Raw genomic sequence first — 4600 nt, forward strand, 5'->3', positions numbered from 1 at the left:
GGCGGGGCCGGGGGAGAGGGCGGGGGCGGGGCGGACGAAGATGACGTTTGGTCTCCCCCCGAACATCCTGGCGGCTCGCCTCCGGACGGATCAGGCGGCGGCGTGGCGGACCGCGATGGTTCACGGAGACCCGCACCGTATCGGGGGCCACCTGAAGCCGCTCCGCCAGCGACGCCTCGATCAGGTGGGCGAGGGGATCGGGGCCGCCGCCTCCGCTGCGTTTGACGGGTTCACTGGTGATCCGCCGCCGCAGCAGCCGGCGTCGGTGGTCCGGGCGGGTTCGCCCTTCAGCGCGCGCGCCGCCGCGTCGATGCTGAAGCCGGCCGGCCGGGGCTCCGGCGCGAACACCACGACCCCGAACGCCACCGCTTGCGACATGACCACGGCGAACACCGCCAGGGCGGCGACCTGCACCAGGACAGGGAATGACGATGGGCGTCTCAAGCGCCGCCTCGCTGCCGCTCGACCTTGACGTCGAACATGTAGCCCTCGCCGCGCAGGGTCTGGATCATCTCCAGGCCCGAGCCGTCGTCGAGCTTCTTCCTCAGCCGGCTGATCTGCACGTCCATGGCGCGGTCGAAGACATCGGCGTCGGCGCCGCGCGCGCGCTCCAGCAGCTGGTCGCGGGTCATGACGCGGCCGGGACGCTCGGCGAAGGCCCGCAACAGGGCGAACTCTCCCGCCGACAGGCCGACCAGCTCGCCGTCGGGCCGGGCCAGCTCGCGCCGCATCAGGTCCAGTCGCCAGCCCGCGAAGGTCAAGGCGGGGCCGTCGCGGCCGCCTCGTCCCGGGGGCGGCGCAGCACCGCGCGGACACGGGCCAGCAGTTCACGCGGATTGCACGGCTTGGCCAGGTAGTCGTCGGCCCCCAGCTCCAGCCCGATGATCCGGTCGGTGTCCTCGCCCATGGCGCTCAGCATCACGATGGGCGGCCCCTTGCCGGTCAGGCGGCGACAGACCGACAGCCCGTCCTCGCCCGGCATCATCAGGTCCAGAACGATCAGGTCCGGCGCGCGGGCCGCGATCGCCCGGTCCATCTCGGCGGCGCTGGCGGCTCCTTCCACGGCGTATCCGTGCTGCTTCAGGTAGTCGCACAGCACCTCGCGGATGCCGGGGTCGTCGTCGACGACGAGAATGCGGGAGGCGTCTGGCTGCATTCTTCCATTGTGGCCGAGGCCTGCGCCGCCGTCATTTCAGGACTGAAACAAAACCGAGCGCGGATGAAACACGGCGGCAAGCGGCCCGTGGTCGAAAGCGGACCGCCGATTTCCGGAGCCTTGTCCATGCTGACCCTCGTCGTCCTTTCCGCCATCCTGCTGCAGGAGCCGCCGGCCCCGCCCGCGCCGCCGCCGCCGCCCTTGCCGGAGGCGGGCTCGCATTTCGTGTTCGTCGGCGGGGACGGTCCGGGCCGGCTCGACGCGGACGGCGACGGCCAGGTCACGCGGGAGGAATTCGGCGCGCCGCTGAACGACGCCTTCGCCCGCATGGACAAGGACGGCGACGGCCGCCTGTCGACCGAGGAACTGGCCGGCGGACATGGCCGGGGAGATCATGGGGTCACGGTCTTGCGGGGTCCGGGCGGCCCCGGCGGGGGCCGTTTCGAGTTCCGACGGTCCGAGGGCGTCCAGGACCTTCGCGTCGAGCGGGACGGCGACCGCACCGTGGTCTTCATGAGGGGCGGCCCTGGCTCCGACGACGAACGCGAAATCGTCCTTCACGGCGTGGGCCGCGGCGAGCCGCATGTGATGCGGCTGGACGGCCGCGGAGGGCCGGCGCGGATCGAGGTGCGTCGCTTCGGCGGCCCCGACGGCGACCGAGGCCTGGACAAGGACGGCGACGGCAAGGTCAGCGAGGCCGAATTCACCGCGCCGCTGCGTGAGGCCTTCTCCCGGATGGACGCGGACCGCTCGGGCTTCATCGAGGAGGGCGAGCGCGGCGCCGGCGGCGACGTGCAGGTCTTCACCCACCACACCGAGCGACGCGAAGACGAAGAGTGATCCGTCTCCGGCGATTTCGTGATTTGAACGTCATCCGATCGGCGCCCTAACGTCGGTCGATGCCTTTCCGCCGCCTCGTTCTCCGACTGACCGCGTCAGCCGCGACCAGCCTTGCGCTTGTCGCGGCGCCGGCGTTCGCGGGCGAGTGGGGGGCGGGGTCTGGACCATTCGGGACGGTCGGAACCGATGCGGCGTCGCGGGCGCGCCCCCCGACCGCGATCGGGCGCGGATGAACCAGCGGGTGTTCGATCAGGTCTGGGGCGAGGTCCGCGGCCAGTACTACGACCCCCGCCTGCATGGCGTGGATTGAGGACGCGCGCGCGCGACTACCGCCCCCGCGCCCTGGCCGCCCGGGACGATCGCGCGCTCTACGTCGTGCTGGGCGAGATGCTGGCTCTGCTGGACGACGACCACGCCGGCGTAGCCCCGCCCGCGGTGGCCCGGCGCCAAGATCGCCTGCGCGACCGCCGCGCCGCGATCGGCCTGTCGCTGCGTCCGGACCCGGCGTCGTCGGGCGGCTATGTGGTCGAGGCGGTGCGCGCCGGTTCTCCGGCCGAGGCGGCGGGCGTGGCGGAGGGCTGGCGGCTGAGCATCGACGAGGGCGGATGGACTCCCGAGCAGGATGTCGTGGAAGGCCGGCCCATCCGTTTGGCCTTCTCCGACGAGACCGGCGCCGCGCGACCCCTGGAGCTTACGCCGGTGGTGATGGAGCCGCAGCCCGCCTTCGTCGCCCGTCGCGAACGGCCCGGCGTGGTCGTGCTGCGGGTCGAGGGGTTCGAACCCGGCCTGGGTCGCTGGATGGGGTCCGAACTGGCGGCCCTGTCCCCGGACACCGATGTGGTCATCGATCTGCGCGGCAACCCCGGAGGCCGGCTGATGGAGGCCGACGCGGTTCTGAGCTGCTTCCTGCCGCGCGACCAGGCCTGGGCGACCCGGACCGCCCGATCCGGCCGTCAGCATGTCCTGAGAACCGCCGGCGGCTGCGGCGACCTGGCCGAGCCTGTCGGCAACGACGTCGCCGTCCTGGTGGACAGCGCCAGCCGCAGCGCCGCCGAGCTGACGCCCGCCGCTCTGCAGGAGGCCGGCCGCGCGGTGGTGATCGGCGAACCGACGGCCGGCGCGGTCCTGATCTCGCAGGAGACCCGGCTTCCGGACGGCGGCCGACTGACCCTCAGCCGGGCGGATTTCGTCACCTCAGGCGGCGTGCGCTTGGAGAAGCGGGGCGTGACGCCCGATCTGACCGCCGCCGTCACGCGCGACGACCGTCGCCACGGCCTGGATCCCGCGCTCGACGCGGCGATCGCCGTCCTCGCCGACCATCCGGCGGGGGATGTGGTCGTGGTGCGCGCCGAGGCTCCGTGAAGCGCCTCGGAGGCCTTCTCGTCCTCGTCTGCCTGTGGGGCTTGGCCGCCTGCCAAAGCCTGCCGTTCGCCGAAGAGGGCGTTCTGCCGCCGCCGGCCGTCGCGGTCGACGGGTCGCCCGAGCGCGCCGCCCTGAACGCCCGGGTCTACGACGCCGCGACCGGCTGGATCGAGGCCCATTACTACGATCCCAGGTTCAACGGCCGGGACTGGCCGGCTCGGGCCGTTGAGGCCAGGGACCGGGTGGTGGGCGAACCGACGGAGGCCGGCTTCTACGCCGGGCTTTCGGCCGTGGTGGACAGCCTGGACGATCGGCACACGGCCGTGACGTCGCCCACCGCCCGGGCGCGCCTCGAGGCGGCCCGCACCGGCCGGTCCGCGGCCGGCTTCGGCTTCAGCGTCACCCGGCGCGGCGAGCGCTTCTTCGTCACCCAGGTGCGGCCCGACGGTCCGGCCGCCGAGGCCGGTGTGAAGATCGGCTGGCGTCTGGTGAGCGTGAACGGAAGCGACGCCTTCCGCTCGATCAACCCCCACGAGGGGCGGCCGACGCCTTCGTCTTCGAGGACGAACGCGGCGGCGAGCAACGGCTGACGATCACCGGACGGGTGCTGGAGCCTCGTCCGCGTCAGCAGGCCGAAAGGCGGGCGGACGGCGTCCTGGTGCTGCGCTTCGACGGTTTCGACCGGGTCGGCGGCGAATGGATGAAGGCCCAGGTGGAGGCGGCGCTCGCCGATCCCCCGCGCGCCATCGTCGTGGACCTGCGCGACAATCCGGGAGGGCTGGCCGCCGTGCTGGGCGACGTGGTCGCCCTGTTCTTCCAGGGACGCACGGACTTCATGGTCCTGGACGGCCGGTTCATCGACAAGGTCCTGCACAATGCGCCCTCGCGCGAGGTGTGGACCGGCCCGGTCGCCGTCCTGATCGGACCGGGCTCGGGCAGCGCTTCCGAACTGCTGGCCGCCCTGATGCAGGAGACCGGGCGCGGTCTGGTGGCGGGCCAGACCAGCGCGGGCGCGGTGATCGGATCGCGCCCCGTCAACCTGCCGGACGGCGGTGAACTGTCGCTCAGCCTCAGCGCCGTCCTGACCGGCCAGGAGCGGCGGCTCCTGGAAGGCGTCGGTGTGACGCCCGACATCGTCGTCGAACCGGACCTCGAGGATTTGCGGAGCGGACGCGATCCCGTGCTGGACGCGGCGGCGGCGGCGCTGGTCAGCCCGCGACCGGCCTGACCTTCGCGGCCGCT

At 72.9% G+C, this 4600-nt stretch carries 6 protein-coding genes and 1 pseudogene; 5 read left to right on the forward strand and 2 right to left on the reverse strand.

Annotated elements, in window-relative coordinates:
- Positions 1-180 precede the first annotated feature (180 nt).
- Both AC2W7C_RS13655 and AC2W7C_RS13660 read right to left on the reverse strand, forming a co-directional pair.
- Positions 181-444: a hypothetical protein gene (locus AC2W7C_RS13655; protein WP_486001926.1), complete on the reverse strand. Its 264-nt coding sequence runs from the start codon at positions 442-444 to the stop codon at positions 181-183.
- Positions 441-1156: pseudogene (locus tag AC2W7C_RS13660) on the reverse strand (response regulator). The gene AC2W7C_RS13655 and the pseudogene AC2W7C_RS13660 overlap by 4 nt, the downstream one beginning before the upstream one ends.
- Before the next feature lie 126 nt (positions 1157-1282).
- Between AC2W7C_RS13660 and AC2W7C_RS13665 the strand changes: the two are divergent.
- The 5 genes from AC2W7C_RS13665 (at position 1283) to AC2W7C_RS13685 (ending at position 4586) form a co-directional block, all read left to right on the forward strand.
- A complete protein-coding gene (locus AC2W7C_RS13665; protein WP_486001927.1) occupies positions 1283-1996 on the forward strand; it encodes an EF-hand domain-containing protein in 714 nt (237 codons plus the stop codon).
- Positions 1997-2141: 145 nt separating this feature from the next.
- Entirely contained in the window at positions 2142-2306 is a 165-nt protein-coding gene (locus tag AC2W7C_RS13670) for a hypothetical protein (RefSeq protein ID WP_486001928.1), read from the forward strand.
- A complete protein-coding gene (locus tag AC2W7C_RS13675) occupies positions 2303-3358 on the forward strand; it encodes a S41 family peptidase (RefSeq protein WP_486001929.1) in 1056 nt (351 codons plus the stop codon). Before AC2W7C_RS13670 ends, AC2W7C_RS13675 begins: the two co-directional genes overlap by 4 nt.
- Entirely contained in the window at positions 3355-3948 is a 594-nt protein-coding gene (locus AC2W7C_RS13680) for a S41 family peptidase (RefSeq protein WP_486001930.1), read from the forward strand. Before AC2W7C_RS13675 ends, AC2W7C_RS13680 begins: the two co-directional genes overlap by 4 nt.
- Before the next feature lie 14 nt (positions 3949-3962).
- The gene (locus tag AC2W7C_RS13685; RefSeq protein ID WP_486001931.1) at positions 3963-4586 is read left to right on the forward strand and encodes a S41 family peptidase; all 624 of its coding nucleotides are present in this window, start codon (positions 3963-3965) and stop codon (positions 4584-4586) included.
- Positions 4587-4600: the final 14 nt, after the last annotated feature.

The organism is Brevundimonas sp. CURTG3B2_SDJG (assembly GCF_057364705.1).